The sequence below is a fragment of the Ensifer sp. D2-11 genome, from assembly GCF_054161295.1.
Window position 1 is genome coordinate 2,640,973 of the sequence record NZ_CP096433.1, and the last position, 19,184, is coordinate 2,660,156.

Consider the following 19,184-nt stretch of genomic DNA (forward strand, 5'->3'; position numbering starts at 1 on the left):
TCAGGCGCTTGGGGGCCGGTGCAGCAGCGGCATTTCGCCCGTCGTCCGGGCGTCGTCGACGAATTCCCGGACGGGGGATACGCGGGGTCCGCCAATAGCGTCGGTCGCCGCGAGAATCGCCATGCCGGCACAGAAGTCTTTGCAGCATTGCTGCTTCGCGGGCTTTTGGTCGCCTTCGGCAGAGGAGTCTTGATCGCCGTGCGAATGCACGCCGCTCGCCATATCGTGATGGTCGCTCGACTGCGCGATTTCAGATTTGGACCAGCCGCTGTGCATGGCTGCGGAGGAACTCGGCAATGCGTATACCGCCAGTGACACGAAAATCACCAGGCGGAACAGAATCAACAGTTTTTGCGTCGTGATTCGCAGCATGCCCATGCTCAATGCCTATCATCGGGCTCAAAATTGTCAATCTTCAGCTCACATCGACACGCAAGGCGCATCGACGTGTGGCGCGACTACAACGGGCGAACTTCGCCGCTGCAACCCGATTTCGAGTTCTAGGGCTTACAACGATGGCAAGGTCAATCGGAAAATATCGGGGACGAGAAATAATTGAAAGTCTCAGGTGCCGTGGCATGCCCGCCACGGTCAGGAAATTGTTAACCATATTCTCCGTTCCTCGGGGAACAGCCCGGCCGGCGCCACAGGAATAACTCTATTCCGCGCTCTTTCGAACGCGGAAGCAAAACAACAGGTCGGAGAAGATGGACATGATCAAATCGGGTCTCGGCGTCACCGTCGCGGTTCTCGCCCTGTCCATCACAGTCAGCGGCATCCTGCATTTTGCGCTGTCCAGCTACCGCCCGGCGGCGAATGCCGCCGTGTCGCACGAAATCACCTCATCGATACCACGATGAAAGAGGCCGCCTTGTCAGGCGCACAAAGATCGCCCGAGGATATGCGTCAGGAAACGCGGCGACGCTGTTCCGGGCCGAAATCTCCCAGCTGAGCCAGAAGTTCGTCGCAGGAGCACTTCTTCGTGTCCATCAAGTCGAGAATGCGCTTGGCGGCCCTGTTGGCCTCCACACCATCCCTGCCGACGTTGTGCAGAGCGCACCAGATATCGAGCGCTCCGCGCATGACGTCCACGTCATCCGGAGAATAGGCCTGACGCACGAACCCCTCCCAAGGTGTACCTCAACGACCTCATCATGGGGCAATCGGGGGGAAATTCAAGGAAATAGTGAGGTACCGCAATAAGTCATATGATTGAGGGATTCGAAGCCGCAGCCGCCGGTTTCTTTTCTCTCGTCACACCCGTACGGATTGCTCCACGAAATCCTCGCTGCCGAAAAATTTCAGATAGCGCTCGACCTCGGCTGGATCCCCCGTCGCCTTGCGCGGGTTGTCCGAGAGCTTGACGGCCGGACGGCCATTTGCCTCGCTGACCTTGCATACGATGGAGATCGGGTTGAGGCCGTTGATTTCGGTCGGGGCGCAGCCGGCGAAATCATTCGTCAGGTTCGTTCCCCAGCCGAAGCTCATGCGCACGCGCCCTTCGAAATGGCAGTAGGTCCTGATGATCGTGTCGACGTCGAGGCCGTCGGAGAAGATCAGAAGCTTCTCCCGCGGGTCTCGGCCCATCTTCTTCCACCAGGCGATGATCTTCTCGCCTCCCTCGATGGGCGGGGCACTGTCCGGCCGGAAGCCGGTCCAGTCCGCCACCCAGTCGGGTGCATCCCTGAGGAACGCGGCCGTCCCGAACGCGTCCGGGAGCACGATCAGGAGGTTGCCGCCATAGAGCTGGTTCCAGTCCTGCAGAACCTTGTAGGGCGCGGCCGCAAGCTCGCGGTCGTTGCGGGCAAGCGCCGCAGCCACCATCGGCAGCTCGTGCGCATTGGTGCCGACCGCCTCCAGATCATTGTCCATTGCCAGCAGCACGTTGCTCGAGCCTGTGAAGGACGAGCCGATGCCTTCCTTGAGCGCCTCGACGCACCAGCGCTGCCATAGGAAGCTGTGCCGCCGGCGCGTACCGAAGTCGGAAATGCGCAGGTTCGGATGCTCCCGCAACTGCTCGACCTTCGACCACATCTTGGCCTTGGCGCGGGCATAGAGGACGTCCAGCGTGAATGGGCCGAGCCCTTTCATCGCCGCGCGCGAGCGCAACTCGTTGATGATCGCGAGCGCAGGGATTTCCCACATCGTCGTCTCGGCCCAGCGGCCACGAAAGGTCAGTTCGAATTGGCCGTCACGACACGACAGCTCGTATTCCGGAAGGCGGAATCTTGCGAGCCAGGCGAGAAATTCCGGCGAAAAGATCTGCGTGCGGCCATAGAAGCTGTTACCCGCAAGCCATATCATTTCTTTCTTGGTGAAGCGCAGGCCTCGCGCGTGGTCGAGCTGGTCGCGCAGTTCCTGTTCGTCGATCTCGTCGGCAAGGCGCACCGTCTTCGTGCGGTTGATCAGCGAAAAGGTCGCGTCCACGTCCGGATAGAGCTGCCAGATCATCTGCAGCATCAAAAGCTTGTAGAAATCCGTATCGAGCAGGCTGCGGACGATCGGATCGAGCTTCCAGGTATGGTTATAGACCCGTCGCGCGATATCGGTCTTTGGCATGCAATACGCTCCTCTTGGACCGTCATGACCCGCTCTGAAGCGAGGCGATCGTGGTCGATATCCTAAGTCCGAGCGGGGATGCGGCCGACGCCGCGCTTCCCCGTCCCGGGGGCGACTAGATCAGCCGGACGCCGGCATCGCGCATGCGCAGGGTCATGGCCGCAAGCGAGCCGTTCAGATCGATGCCACGGCAGGCGCCGAGCACCACCGACGTCGAAAAACCCTTGGCGACCGCATCGAGTGCCGAGAAGGCAACGCAGAAATCGGTAGCCAGGCCGCAAAGCGTCACGCTTCTTATGCCGCGCTCGCGCAGGTAACCGGCAAGCCCGGTCGGGGTCCGGTGGTCGTTTTCGAAAAAGGCGGAATAACTATCGATCTCGCGACGGAAGCCCTTGCGTATGACGAGCTCCGCCGAGGTCCATCGCAGGGACGGATGAAAATCGGCACCGGCGCTCCCCTGGACGCAATGCTCGGGCCAGAGCGTCTGCTCTCCGTAAGGCATCGCCACTGTCTGAAACGGAGCCTTGCCCGGATGCGTCGAGGCGAAACTGGAATGGCCGGCCGGGTGCCAGTCCTGCGTCAGGACGACATGCGGCGACGCGTCGATGAGGCGATTGACGGCGGGCACGATTTCATCGCCGCCCTCGACCGCGAGAGCGCCGCCGGGGCAGAAGTCGTTCTGCATATCGATAACGATCAGGGCTTCGTCAGCCATTGCCTCTCGCAAATCCGGCCGAGCCGCATCGGCCATCAACAAATCGATCCCGATCACGATGATTCAGGTCGGATCGACCTAAGTCATGAACGTGATCGATTCTAATAAGTTAGAGCGGGATGCGGGCGGAAAACCGCATGCACTTTTCCTCATCCCGCTCTAAACCAGATCAACCATAGAACGCGCGCCGCGGCAAGCATGTTCGACGCTCGCGACGCGAATCCCGGCGAACCTGCGAACCTTATAAAGGTGATTGATTATAGGACGTTAATGCATGCCGGCCGAAAGCATTCCGCCGGCAACCGCGTCGACACCGCCCACGCCTGGTGTCGGCCTACTCCAACGTCAGTTGTTGAAATCGTTGAGATTGTCGGCGACGTTCACGCCGGAATTCACGATACCGATCGGCCGTGCCACGAAATCGAGGAACTTCGTGATGTCGACAGAGGGATGGCGCGAGGCGTAGATGACGTCGCGATTCTTGACCGGGAAGGTCTGACCGACGATGAGGCTGTCCGGTTTCGTCATGTCGAACCGGTAGACGACCGGGTAGCGCCCGACGCGGTCGGCCTTCATGCCCTTGCTCAGCAGCTTGTGAAAACGCTCCTGCCCGAGCAGGCTCATGACGATATCCGGCTCCTCGTAGCGGAACACGAAGTAACCCTTGGCATCCACCGTCCGATCCGAGCCGCCGCCGGCGAGCGCCACGGCCTCGAGCAGGTTGAGATCGTTGGCGCCGAATTCGACGCGCTGATTTGCCCGCACCTGGCCGAGCACCGTGAAGGTGCGCGGATCGCGCGTCACGAAGATCTGGTCGCCCGGCTTTACGTGAATGTTTTCCGAGGGGCTCTCGATGATCGATTTCAGCAGGACCGTGCCGGTCTTCTTGCCGCGCACCAGCGTCACATAGGTCTCGTAGGGCTGCGCCGATGGGCCGCCCGCCTTCGCGATGACCTCGTTGATCGTCTCGCTGACGAGATTGAGAGGCACGACCGAAGGACGGCCGACGGCACCGGACACCGTGACGATGCGCGACGCCGTCGACGTCGACGTCACGATCACGTCCGGCTCGACGGCCTTCTGTTTCAATGCATCGAGGATCGCCTGGCGCGCCTGCTCGAGCGTCAGGCCGGCAAAACGGACCGATCCGACATAAGGAATTGCCGCCTTGCCATCGGGCTGGACGACGAGATCGATGCTCGTCTGCTTCGATTCAGTTGTGGAAAACAGCCCGTCGCTGCCCGCCTCGAAGATCGTGACCTTCAGCTGGTCACCAATGCCGATGACCACCTGACCGACGCCGCCGCCGATGCCGAAGCGGCGGCTGAGGGTTGTGGAAACATATTCGGAAACGAGCCGCGCCGACTGGCCATCGACATCTACAATATCAAATACCGTCGCGTTCCTTCTGCCGATCTCCGAGCCGGACTGGCCGGCATCCGAAACGATATCGGTTGTCAGAGGGCCCTCGCCCGGCACGGCCTGGCATCCCGCAAGCGCGGTACAAAGCAGAAGGGCAGTCACTCGTTTCACTACGACACTCCGTGTTCGGCACAGCAATGATTCCATACAGATATCTGCGCCGCATTTTCCCGGCAGGGAATCCGCCGATCTCTGAAAAGCACAAAGGCCGTCCCACAACAAGCCACCTCGCCGCGACAGCCGGCAAAATAATCGAGACTGCGCTCTTCCGGCCATACCGCCTCGATATTGGTTACGAACCGTCGCCGTAATTGTATTGGATGGATCGCAGGAGACGTATATCTAGCCCTTCGGGGTTGAAAGCTAGGCACTATGAGTTAAAAGCTCACTAATACAGCGCAGGGGATAAAACCGGGGATACCCGCAGAGCAGGAATGTCGCCGATTGCAATTTACGTTAGACCTTGCAATGGGCTAAGACAATTTTAACGGCAGTTCAGAGCGTTCGATCTTACATGACGGTTGAAATCATAGGGCGTGCATGCCTTGCCCCGGGAGCGAAATCTCCGCAGGCGCTGTTCAAAATCCTTCGTCAGGGCAAGTGCACCGTGACCCGCGTCCCTTCGGACCGCTGGGACCTTGCGCGTTTCTGGCACCCGGTCATGGGCACGCCCGGCAAGACCTATTCGTTTGCCGCCGGCGTTCTCGACCATATCTACGATTTCGATCCCGCCGTTTTCGGGATGTCGCAGCGCGAGGCCATGTATATGGACCCGCAGCAGCGGGTTCTGTTGCAGCTCGCCTGGCGAGCGCTCGAGGACGCCAATATTTCCGTGGCGTCGCTGCACGGTGAAAATGTCGGCGTCTATGTCGGCGCCTCCAGCCTCGACCACGCCAATCTGACGGTCGACGATCCGGCTGCCGCCGGGCCCTACTTCATGACGGGCAACACGCTGTCGATCGTCTCCAACCGTATTTCCCACGTCTTCGGCCTGAGCGGTCCGAGCATGACCGTCGACACGGCCTGTTCCTCTTCGCTCGTAGCCCTCGATCAGGCGATGCGGGCGCTGAACGCCGGAGAGATCGACACGGCCATCGTCGGCGGCGTCAATATCCTCGCCCACCCGCTTCCCTTCGTCGGCTTCGCCCAGGCGCGCATGCTCTCGCCCGAAGGGCTCTGCCGCGCCTATGACAATGACGGCGCCGGCTATGTTCGCGCCGAGGGCGGCGTCGTCTTCGTCCTGCGCCGCACGGACCGGGCGCAACGCGAGCGCGACCGGAGCTATGCCCGGATCGTCGCCTCCGGTGTCAATTCGGCCGGCCGCACCAACGGCATCTCGCTGCCCTCGCGCGAGGCGCAGGCCAATCTGCTGAGGATGATCTACGAAGGCAACGGCATCGACGCCAATCAGGTTGCCTTCGTAGAAGGCCATGGTACCGGCACGAAGGTCGGCGACCCGGCGGAGGTATGGTCCATAGGCACGGTGATCGGCGCGAAGCGCCGGGCTCCGGTGCCGATCGGCTCGATAAAGTCCAATATCGGCCATACCGAGCCGGCCTCCGGCCTGTTCGGGATGATGAAGGCGGTTCTGGCTCTGGAGAACAATTATCTGCCGGCCTCGCTGCATTTCGAGACGCCGAACGAGCAGATCGACTTCGACGGCCTCAATGTCCGTGTGACCGCCAATCCGATCGAGCTTCTGAAGGGCAAGCGGGCGCGGCTCGCCGGCATCAATTCCTTCGGCTTCGGCGGCGCCAACGCCCATGTCGTCATCAGCGATCCGGATCCGGCACAGGCGGAAAAGGCTGCGACCTCGCCGGCGGGCCACGTGTTTCTGGCAAGCGCCCATACCGCGTCGAGCCTCGAAAACCTGCTCAGAGACTATAAGGCCGCCTTTGCGGGCGCGACGAAGGAAGAGACGCGCGCGATCGTCGCCGCCTCCGGCGCCAATCGGACGCATATGCGCCATCGGTTCGCGGCACGCAGCGATCATCCCGAAGATATCGTCCGGGCGATTGCCAACCACCTGGAAAAGCCTGGCTCCGATATCGGGGAGACGGGCGAAGCGGCCGCGAAAGAAGCAAAGGTCGCCTTCGTCTTCTCCGGCAACGGCTCGCAATGGGCCGGCATGGGTGTCGAGGCGTTCCGCGAGAATCTGCACTTCCGTCAGTCGTTCACTTCGGTCAGCGCCCTTTTCAGGTTCCATTCGGATATCGTCCTCACCGATCTCCTGACCGACCCCGAACTCGACAGGAAGCTCGCGGATACGAAGGTGGCCCAGCCGCTGCTTTTCGCGATACAGGCCGCGCTCTCCGACTCGCTCGTGGCCATGGGCATCAAGCCGACCGCCGTCTTCGGTCATTCGGTCGGCGAAATCGCCGCGGCTTATGCAGCGGGGGCGCTGTCGCTCGTCGACGCCGTGTCGATCGTCGCCAAACGATCGCTGCACCAGGACCTTCTGGCCGGCCAGGGCACGATGGCGGCCGTTATGCTGGGCGAGGAGGCAGCCAAGGCTTTCGCGGCGGAGCGCGGTCTCGACGATGTCTGCGTCGCAGCAATCAACGCTCACAATTCGGTGACGATTTCCGGCCCGGCGAACGAGATTTCGGCGTTCCGCGACGCTGCGCGCAAGGCGAAAATCCCGGTTCAGATCCTCGACATCAATTATCCGTTCCACCATCCGATCATCGACCGGGCGAAAGAGGCGTTCCTCTCCGATATCCCTGATATCGCCCCCCGCCGGACGGAGCTGGCCTATCTGTCGACCGTCACGGGTGCCGCGCTCGACGGGACTGCTCTCGATCCCGACTACTGGTGGAAGAACGTTCGCGAGCCCGTGCGTTTCCAGGCCGCTGCCGAGGCCGCGCTCGATCTCGGCTGCATGCTGTTCATCGAGATCTCGCCGCGTCCGATCCTTGGCTCCTATGTCAAGGAGACGATCAAGCAGGCGGCAGTGCCGGCTTCGGTGGTGGCGACATTGCTGCGCGACGCCGGCGCGAACGGCCACGATCCGATCTCCGCGTCGATGGCGCGCGCAGTCGCCCACGGTGCCGCCGTCGACCGGTCGCGTGTCTATGGCAAGCGGGACGCATTCATCGAACTCCCCGCACTGCCCTTCGAGCCGGTGGAACTGCGGCCGGCGGCCACGACCGATGCGACGGATCTCTTCGGACGTTCCGCAAAGCCCTATCGGCTCAACGGCTGGCGCGGCGACCCCAATGCGGGAAGCTGGAAAAACCACGTCGACGCGCATCTCTTCCCTGATCTCGCCGAACACGTGGTCGACGGCAAGGCGATCCTCCCGGGCAGCGGTTTCATCGAAATCGCCGTTTCCGCCGCCCAGCAATATCACGGCAGCGACGAGGTCGAGATCACCAATCTGGAGATCGTCCGCCCGCTCGAACTGAGCGACAGCCGTATCATGGAACTCTCGACCATCCTGTCGCCGGAGACCGGCGACATCGAGATCCGGTCGCGCGAACGTCTCTCGGAAGACGATTGGACGGTGCATGCCGTCGCGCGAAGCCGCAAGCCCTTACCGGCGACGAGCAACGACTGTCCGTCCACCAAAGGCTTGGCGAAGACGGCGACCGTGACGGCGGCCAAGGCCTATGAAACGGCGAAGCAGTTCGGGCTGGACTACGGCCCGCAATTCCAGCTTCTCTCCAAAGCCGTGGCCTATGGCGACCGGCTTATCGACGTCGAGTTGAAGCACCCCCAGGCATCGGGGCACCCCCACGTCACCTACGCCCTTCATCCGATCTCGGTCGACGCGACCTTCCACGGCCTGGTCGCACTCTTCGACCGCTTCACCGGCGACAAGGGCGGCGCACCCTATATTCCTGTCCGTTTCGGCTCCGTGCGCGTCGTCAATGCCGGCCGGCCGATCGCCCGCGCGACGATCGAGATCGAGCGGGTCAGCGCCAACTCGATCAAGGCACGGTTCCATTTCTTCGACGAGACCGGCGTCGCGATCGCACACTTCGAGGATTGCCGCTTCCGCCGTACCTATCTGCGCAAGCACAAGACGCTTGAAGGCCTTTCCTTCCACTATGAGGCAGTTCTGTCCGACGTGGTCATGCCCGGCACGAAAGTTGCGACGGCCATGCCTGCGACGCTGGCCGAGCCGATCGATGACAATGGCGTCGACAACGCGACCCTGCTCTTCAACGCCGCCATCTACCGCGCCTGCCAGGAAATTGCCCTGAAGCTCGGCAGGGGGACCGCCACAGTGCGAGGCGACGCGCTGCCCGGGGACTTCGCGTTCCAGTGCTTCCTGACGAGCTGCCTGCTGACGCTCGAGGATGCCGGCCTTTGCGAGCACCAGAACGGCAACTGGAAGGTCGCACGGGAGTTCTCGCTTCCGACCGTTCCGGAGATCCTTGGCGAGCTCTATGGCGACCGCCCCGATCGTGCGGTGGAAGCGGTGCTCGTCAACAACGCCTATGCGGAAGCACTCAGCCGTCTCAACGCGCTGCTTGGGCCGGTGCGTGCAGGCGACGACGCGGCTTCGTTCAATGCCGGTTTCATCAGCGAAGCGACGCTCGACCATCAGGCCGTGCATTCCGTGGCGAGCCGGTCGCGCATGGACCAGGTGCTTCATACGGTCGAACAAGTTCTCGCTGCGCAGCCGGCAGGCGCCCGCCTGCGGCTCATCGAACTCGGCAGCGTCTCCGCCGGCTTCAGCCGCCGGCTGGCCGATCTGGCAGCGCGCAATGGTGCAGCACTTTCCATTTTCGAGCCGCGCGACAATGCACAACGGAATCTGGAAATCGCCTTCGAGGAGGATGCGCATGTGCGCGTTCTGAAGAAGAGCGAATTCGCCGATATCGGCCCGTTCGACCTCGCCGTCAGTGCTTCGGACAATCTCTACCAGCTGATCGAAGAGGAGAGCGGCGTCCGCACGGCCCTTCGCTCCATGCCCGCCGGAAGCGGGTTCGTCGCGGCCGTCAGCGCGCCGTCGATCTTCGCCGATTTCGCCCTGGGTCTCTCGGGCGGATGGTTCGAGCGCAGCCAGACGGCAGAATTCCCGATCGGCAGGATCGCGGCCGTACCCCATTGGCAGAAGTGTCTCGCAGATCTCGACCTCGGCGACGTGGTCGTGACGGATCGCGAATGCCCGCATGGGAACACCATCCTGATCGAGGCCCGGGGCACAGCGGCGGCGGGCGCAGGCGCCGAGCCGGGCGAAACCACGACACCATATCTGCTGATCGAGCCTGCCACTGCCCAGAAACCGGTCGCAGCCGGTGGAAGGAGTGCCGCTCCCGTCCGTGTGACAGGCGACCTTGCCGCAGACATGGCGACGCTCCGCGCAGCCCTCGAAGCCATGGGCGACAGACCGTTGCGCGCGGTTTTCATGTCCGAGGCGGAACGCGCCGTCGGCGACGGTTCGGCCCTGCTGCAGACGCGTGTATTGGCGCTCAGCGCCTTTGCCGAGGCATTGAAACAGCATCTCGCCGGCGTCGAGCCGGAGGGCGACGACCGGCCGCGCCTTGTGCTCGTGGCCCCGGGCGGCGCTCCCTTGTCAGCCTCGGCAAGCTCCGGGCTGAATTCCGGATTGTGGGCCTTCGCCCGCGTCCTTCAGAACGAATATGAGTTCATCGACATTCACACGCTCGATCTTGCCGGTGATGCCGACATCGGCCGCAAGGATATGCTTGCCGCAGCGCTTCCCCTGCTGACGGTTTCGGGACAGAACCGGGAATGGCTGCTCGACCGGAAGACGGGCCTGCTGTCGGAGCTTCGGGCCGTACCCGGCGCAACGAACAAGGCTGACGGGAAAACCAACGCCTTCGCGGCCGCGACCATTCGCCAGCGCGTCAGCTCGCAGGTTGCAAGCATCGCCTGGGAAGAGGCGAGCGTACCGGAGCCGGGCCCCAACGAGGTCGTCGTCGCCGTCGCGGCAACCGGCTTGAATTTCCGCGACGTGATGTGGGCCATGGGCCTGTTGCCGGAAGAGGCGTTGGAAGACGGCTTCGCCGGGGCAACCATCGGCATGGAACTGTCCGGCCACGTGGTCGCGGTCGGCGAAGAGATCGACGATCTCGCGGTCGGCGATGCGGTGATGGCGATCGCCGCCGCCGCCTTCTCGACCCATGCGGTCGTCGCGCGCGCCGGCATCGCCAAGCTGCCGCGAGCGTTGAGCCCGGTGGCCGCGGCCACATTGCCGGTCGCCTTCCTTACCGCCTACTACGCCATTGTCGAGCTCGGCCGCATTCAGGCTGGAGAGACGATTTTGATCCACGGTGCTGCCGGCGGCGTCGGCCTTGCCGCGCTCCAGGTCGCAAAGCTCAAGGGCGCCAAGGTCATCGCCACGGCGGGAACGCGCGAAAAGCGGCGCTTCCTGACGATGCTCGGCGCCGATCATGTCTTCGATTCGCGTTCGCTCGGCTTCGTCGAGGATGTCCGTTCGGTCACCGGCGGGGAAGGCGTCGACCTCGTGCTCAATTCGCTTTTCGCCGAAGCGATGGAGCAGAGCCTCTCGCTGGTGAAACCCTTTGGCCGGTTCCTGGAACTCGGCAAGCGCGACTATTACGCCGACAGCAAGATCGGGCTCAGGCCGTTCCGCCGCAATGTCAGCTATTTCGGCATCGACGCCGATCAGTTGCTGGTGAATGCGCCGGATCTGACCAGGCGCATCTTCATGGAGATCGGAGCGCTCTTCGAGGAAGGCAAGCTCACGCCGCTTCCCTATCGCGCCTTCGATTACGATGAAATCGGCAATGCCTTCCGGCTGATGCAGAATGCCGGGCATATCGGCAAGATCGTGGTGCTGCCGCCCGTTGCCGGCAGGCACGAGGTGACGGCGAAGGCTGTGAGGGGCATGAAGGTCGACCCGGACGGCGTCCATCTCGTCGTCGGCGGCATCGGTGGCTTCGGCCTCGTCGCCGCCAACTGGCTCGTCGAGAAAGGCGCACGCCGTATTGCGCTTTGCTCCCGCCGAGGCCAGCCGGATGCGGAGACGCGCGCGATGATCGAGCGCTGGCAGAATGGCGGCGTTGCGGCTTCGGTCCATGCTTGCGACATCACGGATGCCGCGGCCGTGGAGACGCTTCTGGCGACGCTTCGTTCGGAAGCACCGCTTCGCTCCGTCGTTCACGCGGCGATGGTGCTCGACGATGCGCTGATCAGCAATCTGAGCCGCGAACGCAACCGGCCGGTCATCGAAACGAAAGCCAAGGGCGCGGCAATTCTCGATCGCCTTACCCGTGGTGACAGGCTCGACAACTTCATCCTGTTCTCCTCGGCCACGACGCTGGTCGGCAACCCCGGCCAGGCGAACTATGTCGCCGCCAACGGCTATCTCGAAGGCCTTGCCCGTGCACGGCGCCAGGAGGGCCTGGCAGGGCTCGCCATCGGCTTCGGCGCGATTGCCGATGCCGGCTACCTGACGCAGAACGCCGATGTCAACGACCTGCTCGCCAAGCGCATCGGCAAAACGGCGCTGAAGGCCCAGGTGGCGCTCGACATGGTGGAAAACCACGTCGCCGCGGATCCGGGCGCGGTCGACGCGGCCGTCGTGATGATTTCGGAGATCGACTGGACGGCTGCGCGGAACCTGCCGGTCGCCCGCAACGCGCTCTTCGAGGTGATCCTGCGCAGCGCCGATCAGCATGCCGCAGGCGCCGAGGGCACGACGATGGATCTCGTCGCCATGATCGAAGGCAAATCGCCGCAGGAGGCCGAGGACATCCTCTTCGATCTGGTGGCCGGCGAGATCGCTGCCATCCTTCGCGTCTCGAAGGATACGGTCACTCGCGGAAAGATATTGAAGGAGATCGGCCTCGACAGCCTCATGGCCGTTGAACTCGGCATGAGTTTCCAGCAGAACACCGGCTTCGACATGCCTTTGAGCGGCGTCGCGGACAATACCACGGTCGGCGACATCGCGCGCAAGCTCCATGAAAAGGTAAGCAAGCGTGACCAGGGCAACGAGAACGAGGCCGGTGACGACAAGCTTGTAACAGAACTCACGCAGCGTCATGTCGGAGCGGACAAGGAAAAAGCACTGAGTCAATGAGCAACGACGGAAACGGCCAGACCTTCCCGAAAATGAACAGCAGTCTCAAGGAGAGCCTGTTGGACAGGATGCGGAACACGCATCAATCGTCCGAGCGCAACCGGATGGCGCGCTCGGAGCGGGAGTTGCCGCCGGCTCCGCGTCGCCAGCAGGCGCGTTTCGAGGATTTGCCCGAGTATAAGCAGGTCCTTACGCAGAAGATCGCCAGCGAGCAGCTCGGCATCGCCAACCCGTTCTACCGGCCGCATCAGACGGCAGCCGGTGCGACGACGATGATCGATGGCCGCAAGCTGATCAACTTCGCCTCCTATGACTATCTCGGGCTCAACCGGCATGCTCACGTCCTCGAGCGGGCGCGCGAGACGATCGCCGGCTTCGGGATTTCCGCGTCGGCGAGCCGCCTCGTTGCCGGCGAACGGCCGCAGCATGTGGAGCTGGAAGAAAAGATCGCGCAATTCTACGGCGTTGATGCCGCCGTCTGTTTCGTAAGCGGCTACCTGACGAATGTCGCCGCGATCAGCTGCCTGATGGGGCCGAAGGACCTCGTCATCCACGACGAGTTCATCCACAACAGCGCGCTGGCCGGGATCAAGCTTTCAGGCGCGACACGCCGCTTCTTCAAGCACAACGAGACCGCGGATCTCGAGCATGTCCTGCGCACCGTCGCCGGTGACTACCGGCGCATCCTCGTGATCGTCGAGGGCATCTACTCCATGGACGGCGACGTCGCCAATCTGCCGGCGCTTCTGAAGCTCAGGGCCGAATACGGCTTCTGGCTGATGGTCGACGAGGCGCATTCGCTCGGGGTCCTCGGCCGGCACGGCAGGGGCCTTGCCGAACATTTCGGGGCCGATCCGCACGAAGTCGACATCTGGATGGGAACATTGTCGAAGACGACGTCGAGCTGCGGCGGCTACATAGCAGGAAGCGCCGCCCTGGCGGCCGTGCTGAAGGCATCTGCCGGCGGCTTCGTCTATAGCGTCGGCCTCGCGCCCGTGCTTGCCGCATCCGCGGTCGCCAGCCTCGACATCCTGGCAAGCGAACCGGAACGCACGGCGGCGGTGAGACGCAACGGCAGCCTGTTCCTGAAGCTTGCCAAGGAGGCCGGCCTCGATACCGGGCTGAGCGGCGGCTTTTCGGTCGTGCCTGTCATCGTCGGGGATTCGCTGCGCGCCGTCCAGCTTTCGAACGACCTGCTCGCCGCCGGCGTCAACGTCCTGCCGATCATCCACCCGGCGGTGCCGGAAGGACAGGCGCGCTTGCGCTTCTTCATCACCTGCGACCACACCGAGGAACAGATCCGCCGCACCGTCACATTGACGGCTGAACGCCTGAAGGATCTCACCGACCGCAATTTCGGCCTCGGCGGCGTCGATATCGAGAAGATGCTGAGTGCGCTCTCGGCGCGCTGACCACCAGCCGCCGCAGGCGGGCCGCCAACGGGTTCGTCCATGACACATGTGATCATCACCGGCGGCTCGAGCGGAATTGGCCTCGCGGTCGCCTCGATCTACGCGGCCCGGGGAGCGCGGCTCTCTCTTGTCGCACGCTCGCGCGATCTTCTGGAGAAGGCAGCACAGAAGCTGGTAGCCGAACACGGTCTCGAGGCCGGAGCGGTCCGCATAGAGGCCGCCGATGTCTCCAAAGGAGAGGAGATCGAGGCCGCCGTCTTCCGCTGTGTGGATGCGTTCGGACCCTGCGACGTTCTCGTGACCTCGGCAGGCGTCGTCGAACCGGCGCCATTCGAAGCGATGCAGGGCGCGGCCTTCCACCGGCAGATGGAAACGAACTTTTCGGGCACGGTGCATGCCGTGCGCGCAGTTTATCCGGACATGAAGAACAGGCGCCGCGGCCATATTCTGATGGTTTCTTCGGGTGCCGGCCTGATCGGCATCTACGGATATACCGCCTACTGCGCCTCGAAGTTCGCGCTTAACGGCTTCGCCCAGGCGCTGCGCAGCGAAGCGCGCGCCCACAATGTCGGCATTTCGATCTGCTTTCCACCCGATACGGAGACGCCGCAATTCAAGAGGGAGCTTGCCGCCCGGCCAGTGGAGGCAAGCGTAATCATGGGAACCGTCCGTCCATGGACGGCCGAGGCGGTCGCGCGAAAGATCGTCAAGGGCATCGACCGGCGGCGCTTCGAGATTTATTTTGGCGCGGCCTTGTATCTTCTCGGCCGCTTCGGGCCGGCGGTCAGGCCTTTCCTCAATTGGTGGTTCGACCGGGCGATCGCGCGCAACAGTGGACTGTGACGGCGGCGCCCGCGGCCATGCTTGTGCCAGCCAATATTAGGCTTTAAGTGTCGGGAGAAGCCTTCTGCCGAGGCGGCGACGGTGAAATGGCTCAAAGGTATCGGCTTGGCGCTCATTCCCTTCAACCTGCATGACTACCCGATAGCCTTGACCCTCGGGTGCTACCTGCTGTCCTGCGCGGTGATCTTCTATACGGACCGGTTCGCCCTTCCGGCGCGCGAACGCAGGAAGAACGCACCGAAATACGGGCGCAATCGGGACAGGATCGACCATCTCGCCCGGCTGCCGGTCATCGCGCTCGTCTTTGCCGGCTTCTTCGCGATCTCGTGGCGGCCCCTCTATGCCGCCGCCGGCACGATGAGTTTCTTCATCATTTTCACCGGCATTTCCCGCGCGAAGTTCAAGTTCATCCGTGAGCCGCTGGTCTTTTCCGATATCGCCCTGGTCGCGGATGTCTTCAAGTACAAGACGATCTTCTATGCGAGTTCGCTGAACATCGTCTTCTGGATCGTCGCCTTCCTTTACGTGTTTGGCGTATCGGCACTTTACATGTATTTCGAGCCGACGATCCTGCCCGAAAGAAGCAGGCTCTTCTGGGTTCTGGTGATGGTGGGGATCGCCGCCGGACCCTGGGGCCTGTTGTTTTACGGGCCCGTGAACCGCCCGACGGCCGCTCTCGTGCAGAGACTGGTGAAGGCGATCAACGTCAAGATGAACACGGTGCGTTTCGGTACCTTCGCTTCCGTCGTCTTCCATTTCATCATCTGGCTCGGCGTCAAGCGCGACAAGATCGTCGCCGAATTGTCGGAAATACTGCGCGCCGCGGTGCACGACCTCATCGGCCACGAGGAGGCCCCGCTGATCATCGTATGGCAGTCGGAGTCCTTCATCGACATGCGGCATTTCGGTGTCGATTCGATCAAGCTTCCGACGGTCGACCGGTTGCGCAAGCAGGCGGTGCAATGGGGGCGCTTGAGCAATGTCTTCGAGGGCGGCTACACGCTGCGCACCGAATTTGCCGTCCTGAGCGGCCTTGTGCCCGACGACATCCACGTCGATGCCAGCTATCCTTATCTCCGTGCCGCGCACTATGCCGATATCGTCTGGCCCGGAAAGCTCAAGCGCGCCGGCTGGCGCACGCATTTCATTCATCCCTATGACCGGACGTTCTTTCTGCGGCACAAGGCGATGCCCCTGCTCGGCTTCGAGAAGCTTACCATGCTCGATGCCTTCGACCATAAACCGGAGCGGGACGGGCTTTATGTCTCCGACGCCACGCTGGCAGCCCGCGTGCTCGCCGAAGTCGAGAAGCTGCCGGAAGAGGAGAGCGGCTTTTTCTTCGTCGCCTCGATGGCAAATCACGGCCCCTGGGAACCGGGGCGCGTCGGTACGCTCACCAATCCCGTCGATATCTACCTGGCCATCCTCGAGCAGTCTGACGCTGCGTTGAAGCAGCTGATCGACGGCCTCAACAAGCTCGACCGGCCGGTCTGGTTCGTCTTTTACGGCGACCACGCGCCCCTTCTGAAATCTTTCGCGGATCCCTTCCCGGATCCCCGCACGGATTATTTCATCGTGCCGCTCGCCAAGGCGCGCGCTGCGGCCCACAGCCCGAAGCGAGCGAAGGACGAGGATCCTTGGAACCTGCTCGGCTCCATGCTGAAGCACGCCAATCTGCACAAGGACGCGCTGCAATAGCAGCGTCTTCCGGAATCCGCCCGATGACAGCAGATACGACCATAGATCCCGCGGCGCCAAGAACCTTCCTGTTCTTGCAGGGACCGGCGTCGCCGGTCTTCGCCAAGGTCGCCGGGCATCTCGAAGTGCTGGGCCATTGCTGTCTGCGCATCAACCTCAATCCCGGCGACCAGATATTCTGGCGGCGCCGGGGCGGCCATAACTACCGTGGCTCGTTGGCGCGGTGGCCGGCCTATGTGGAGGCCTTCATCCGCCGTCACGCCGTCACCGACCTCGTCCTGCTCGGCGAAGAGCGCCCCTATCACCGGATCGCCACAGCTGCCGCGCGAAAAGCCGGCGTCCGAGTCTTTGTGGTCGAAATGGGCTATCTCAGGCCGGACTGGTTGACGCTCGAGCGCGGCGGCATGTCGTCCAACTCGCACTTTCCGGTCGATCCCGCGCAAATCCTGCGAGCGGCAACGGGACTGCCCGAGCCCGACTGGCAACGGCTCTACCGGCAGAGCTTTCTTGCGGAGGCGGCATACGACCTCCTCTACAACCTGCCGAACGTGTTTTTCTGCTTCCTCTTTCCCGGCTACCGCCGGCACGGCATCTTTCATCCGCTCGCCGAATATGCCGGGTGGATCCGGCGGCTGGCGGCCGGCAAACGCGAGCAGCGGCGCGCGGATGCGTTGATCCGCTCGCTTTCGGCGAAAAATGCGCCGTACTTCGTCTATCCGCTTCAACTTGAAACGGACTATCAATTGCGTGCGCATTCACCCTTCGGCAGCCAGCGGGAAGCGATCGACGGCATCCTTGCCTCTTTCGCGCGCCGTGCGCCGGCAGGAACCAGGCTCACCGTCAAGGTGCACCCGCTCGACAACAGCCTGATCTCCTGGCGCAGGATCGTCGCGGACAAGGCCGCCTCACTCGGTGTCGGCGACAGGGTCCTCTATCTCGACGGCGGCAATCTCGATTCGCTCACGGAGCACAGTTGGGGAATGGTAACGGTCAACTCGACCGCCGGACTGCATGCTCTGAAGCAGGGCAAGCCCGTGAAGGTCCTGGGAAAGGCCGTCTTCGACATTGCCGGTCTCACCGACCAGCAGCCGCTCGACGCGTTCTGGACGGCGCCCGAGGCCCCGGATCCGGTGCTGAGCGGGGCAATGTTCAGGCTGATGGCCGCTTCGATCCAGGTGCGCGGGAACTTCTATTCCCGTGCGGGTACGGATGCCGGCGCCAAGGCGATCGCCGAGCGGCTGCACCGCAACGACGTCAATGAACCGGGCGCCTTCGTCGACCCGCCGCCCCGGCAAAAGCCGGTGAAACTCAGCGAAGATCAGGCGACGCCGGCGCGCAGCAGATCGTGAATGTGCAGGATGCCCACCGGTGCGCCCGCCTCGTCGACGAGGAACAGCACGGTGACCTTGTGGTCCTGCATGAATTCCATGGCGGCGCTGGCAAGGACGTCACCCTTGATCACCCGCGGGTTGCGCGACATCACCTCCTGGACCGGTTGTGCCAACAGGTCGCCCGCCATGTGACGGCGCAGGTCGCCGTCGGTGATGACGCCGATCAGCTTGCCGCTTTCATCTGTTATGCCGACGACGCCGAAGCCCTTGGCCGACATTTCGATGACCGCCTCGCTCATCGGACGGCCGACGGAGAGTAACGGCATCTGTCCGGTGCCATGCGCCAGCTCCTGAACCAGCCGCAGCTGCGCGCCCAGCTTGCCGCCCGGATGGAAGGTCTTGAAATCCTCGGCCGAGAAGCCGCGCCGCTCCAGGAGCGCGATCGCCAGAGCATCGCCGACGGCAAGCTGCAGCATGGCCGAGGTCGTCGGCGCCAGGCCGTGCGGACAGGCCTCCGGCACCTTCGGCAGCACGAGCGCTATCTCGGAATTCCGTGCGAGCGTGCTCTCGCGGTTGGAGCAGATCGAGACGATCGGCACCTTGAAACGCTTGGCGTAGGTCAGCATGTTGGCGAGTTCCGCCGTTTCGCCCGACCAGGAGAGCAGCACCAGCGCATCCTGAGCGGTGATCATGCCGAGGTCGCCGTGGCTTGCCTCGGTCGGATGGACGAAATAGGCCGAGGTGCCGGTCGATGCGAGGGTGGCTGCAATCTTGCGGCCGATATGCCCGCTCTTGCCGACCCCGGAAACGACGACGCGGCCGTCGCCGTCGCCCATCAGTTCGACCGCATCGACGAGGGCGCCCGCGAAGGCCTGGTCACTGGTCAGATGGTCTGCAAGGGCCTTGATGCCGTTCGTCGCCGTCGTCAGCGTCCTGCCGATCGACTCCAGCACGGTGCCACCGGCATGCGCATCCGCCGTCGCGTGTCTCACACCCATCATCGACCCCCTTTAGGGCACTTCCGGAAAACTGCGTCACGGTTTTCCGCCGGAAGTGCGTAGCCAAAAAACGGCCTCGTCAGCGGGCCGCAGCAAGATAGACGCCAGATAGGCTCTTTTCATGGACAAACCAAGCCTTTCGGCGGCCATTTATACCAACCCGGCGACGTTTCGAACCGTCAT

The 19,184-nt window shown here is 63.1% G+C and carries 12 protein-coding genes; 6 read left to right on the forward strand and 6 right to left on the reverse strand.

The window, feature by feature from the left end:
• Nucleotides 1–378: a hypothetical protein gene (locus M1D34_RS12765; RefSeq protein ID WP_010968679.1), complete on the reverse strand. Its 378-nt coding sequence runs from the start codon at nucleotides 376–378 to the stop codon at nucleotides 1–3.
• A 335-nt stretch (nucleotides 379–713) separates the two neighbouring features.
• Between M1D34_RS12765 and M1D34_RS12770 the strand changes: the two genes are divergently transcribed.
• The gene (locus M1D34_RS12770) at nucleotides 714–860 is read left to right on the forward strand and encodes a hypothetical protein (RefSeq protein ID WP_015007151.1); all 147 of its coding nucleotides are present in this window, start codon (nucleotides 714–716) and stop codon (nucleotides 858–860) included.
• Between the two features lie 46 nt (nucleotides 861–906).
• On the opposite strand, the gene M1D34_RS12775 is transcribed toward M1D34_RS12770, so the two are convergent.
• The 4 genes from M1D34_RS12775 to M1D34_RS12790 form a co-directional block, all read right to left on the reverse strand.
• Entirely contained in the window at nucleotides 907–1,119 is a 213-nt protein-coding gene (locus M1D34_RS12775) for a hypothetical protein (protein WP_004435886.1), read from the reverse strand.
• Between the two features lie 135 nt (nucleotides 1,120–1,254).
• Nucleotides 1,255–2,559, reverse strand: coding sequence for a nicotinate phosphoribosyltransferase (gene pncB / locus M1D34_RS12780; RefSeq protein WP_498779308.1), 1,305 nt, complete (start codon nucleotides 2,557–2,559; stop codon nucleotides 1,255–1,257).
• A 115-nt stretch (nucleotides 2,560–2,674) separates the two neighbouring features.
• Nucleotides 2,675–3,274, reverse strand: a complete 600-nt coding sequence (pncA, locus tag M1D34_RS12785; protein ID WP_004435882.1) for a bifunctional nicotinamidase/pyrazinamidase — start codon at nucleotides 3,272–3,274, stop codon at nucleotides 2,675–2,677.
• A 345-nt stretch (nucleotides 3,275–3,619) separates the two neighbouring features.
• A complete protein-coding gene (locus tag M1D34_RS12790) occupies nucleotides 3,620–4,807 on the reverse strand; it encodes a polysaccharide biosynthesis/export family protein (protein ID WP_013843956.1) in 1,188 nt (395 codons plus the stop codon).
• A 403-nt stretch (nucleotides 4,808–5,210) separates the two neighbouring features.
• On the opposite strand from M1D34_RS12790, the gene M1D34_RS12795 reads away from it, so the two are divergent.
• The 5 genes from M1D34_RS12795 (at nucleotide 5,211) to M1D34_RS12815 (ending at nucleotide 18,021) form a co-directional block, all read left to right on the forward strand.
• Entirely contained in the window at nucleotides 5,211–12,719 is a 7,509-nt protein-coding gene (locus M1D34_RS12795) for a type I polyketide synthase (RefSeq protein WP_498779311.1), read from the forward strand.
• Nucleotides 12,716–14,131, forward strand: coding sequence for an aminotransferase class I/II-fold pyridoxal phosphate-dependent enzyme (locus M1D34_RS12800; RefSeq protein WP_027992662.1), 1,416 nt, complete (start codon nucleotides 12,716–12,718; stop codon nucleotides 14,129–14,131). Before M1D34_RS12795 ends, M1D34_RS12800 begins: the two co-directional genes overlap by 4 nt.
• A 39-nt stretch (nucleotides 14,132–14,170) precedes the next feature.
• On the forward strand, nucleotides 14,171–14,974 hold the full coding sequence (locus M1D34_RS12805; protein WP_498779313.1) for an SDR family oxidoreductase: 804 nt from the start codon (nucleotides 14,171–14,173) through the stop codon (nucleotides 14,972–14,974).
• 81 nt (nucleotides 14,975–15,055) lie between these two features.
• On the forward strand, nucleotides 15,056–16,672 hold the full coding sequence (locus tag M1D34_RS12810) for an LTA synthase family protein (RefSeq protein WP_004435866.1): 1,617 nt from the start codon (nucleotides 15,056–15,058) through the stop codon (nucleotides 16,670–16,672).
• Nucleotides 16,673–16,695: 23 nt separating this feature from the next.
• Entirely contained in the window at nucleotides 16,696–18,021 is a 1,326-nt protein-coding gene (locus M1D34_RS12815) for a capsule polysaccharide biogenesis protein (protein ID WP_498779315.1), read from the forward strand.
• On the opposite strand, the gene M1D34_RS12820 is transcribed toward M1D34_RS12815, so the two are convergent.
• Nucleotides 17,991–19,004 (reverse strand): KpsF/GutQ family sugar-phosphate isomerase, encoded by a 1,014-nt coding sequence (locus M1D34_RS12820; RefSeq protein ID WP_027992658.1) that lies wholly within the window; start codon nucleotides 19,002–19,004, stop codon nucleotides 17,991–17,993. The two genes, M1D34_RS12815 and M1D34_RS12820, sit on opposite strands and share 31 nt — an antisense overlap.
• Between the last annotated feature and the right edge of the window lie 180 nt (nucleotides 19,005–19,184).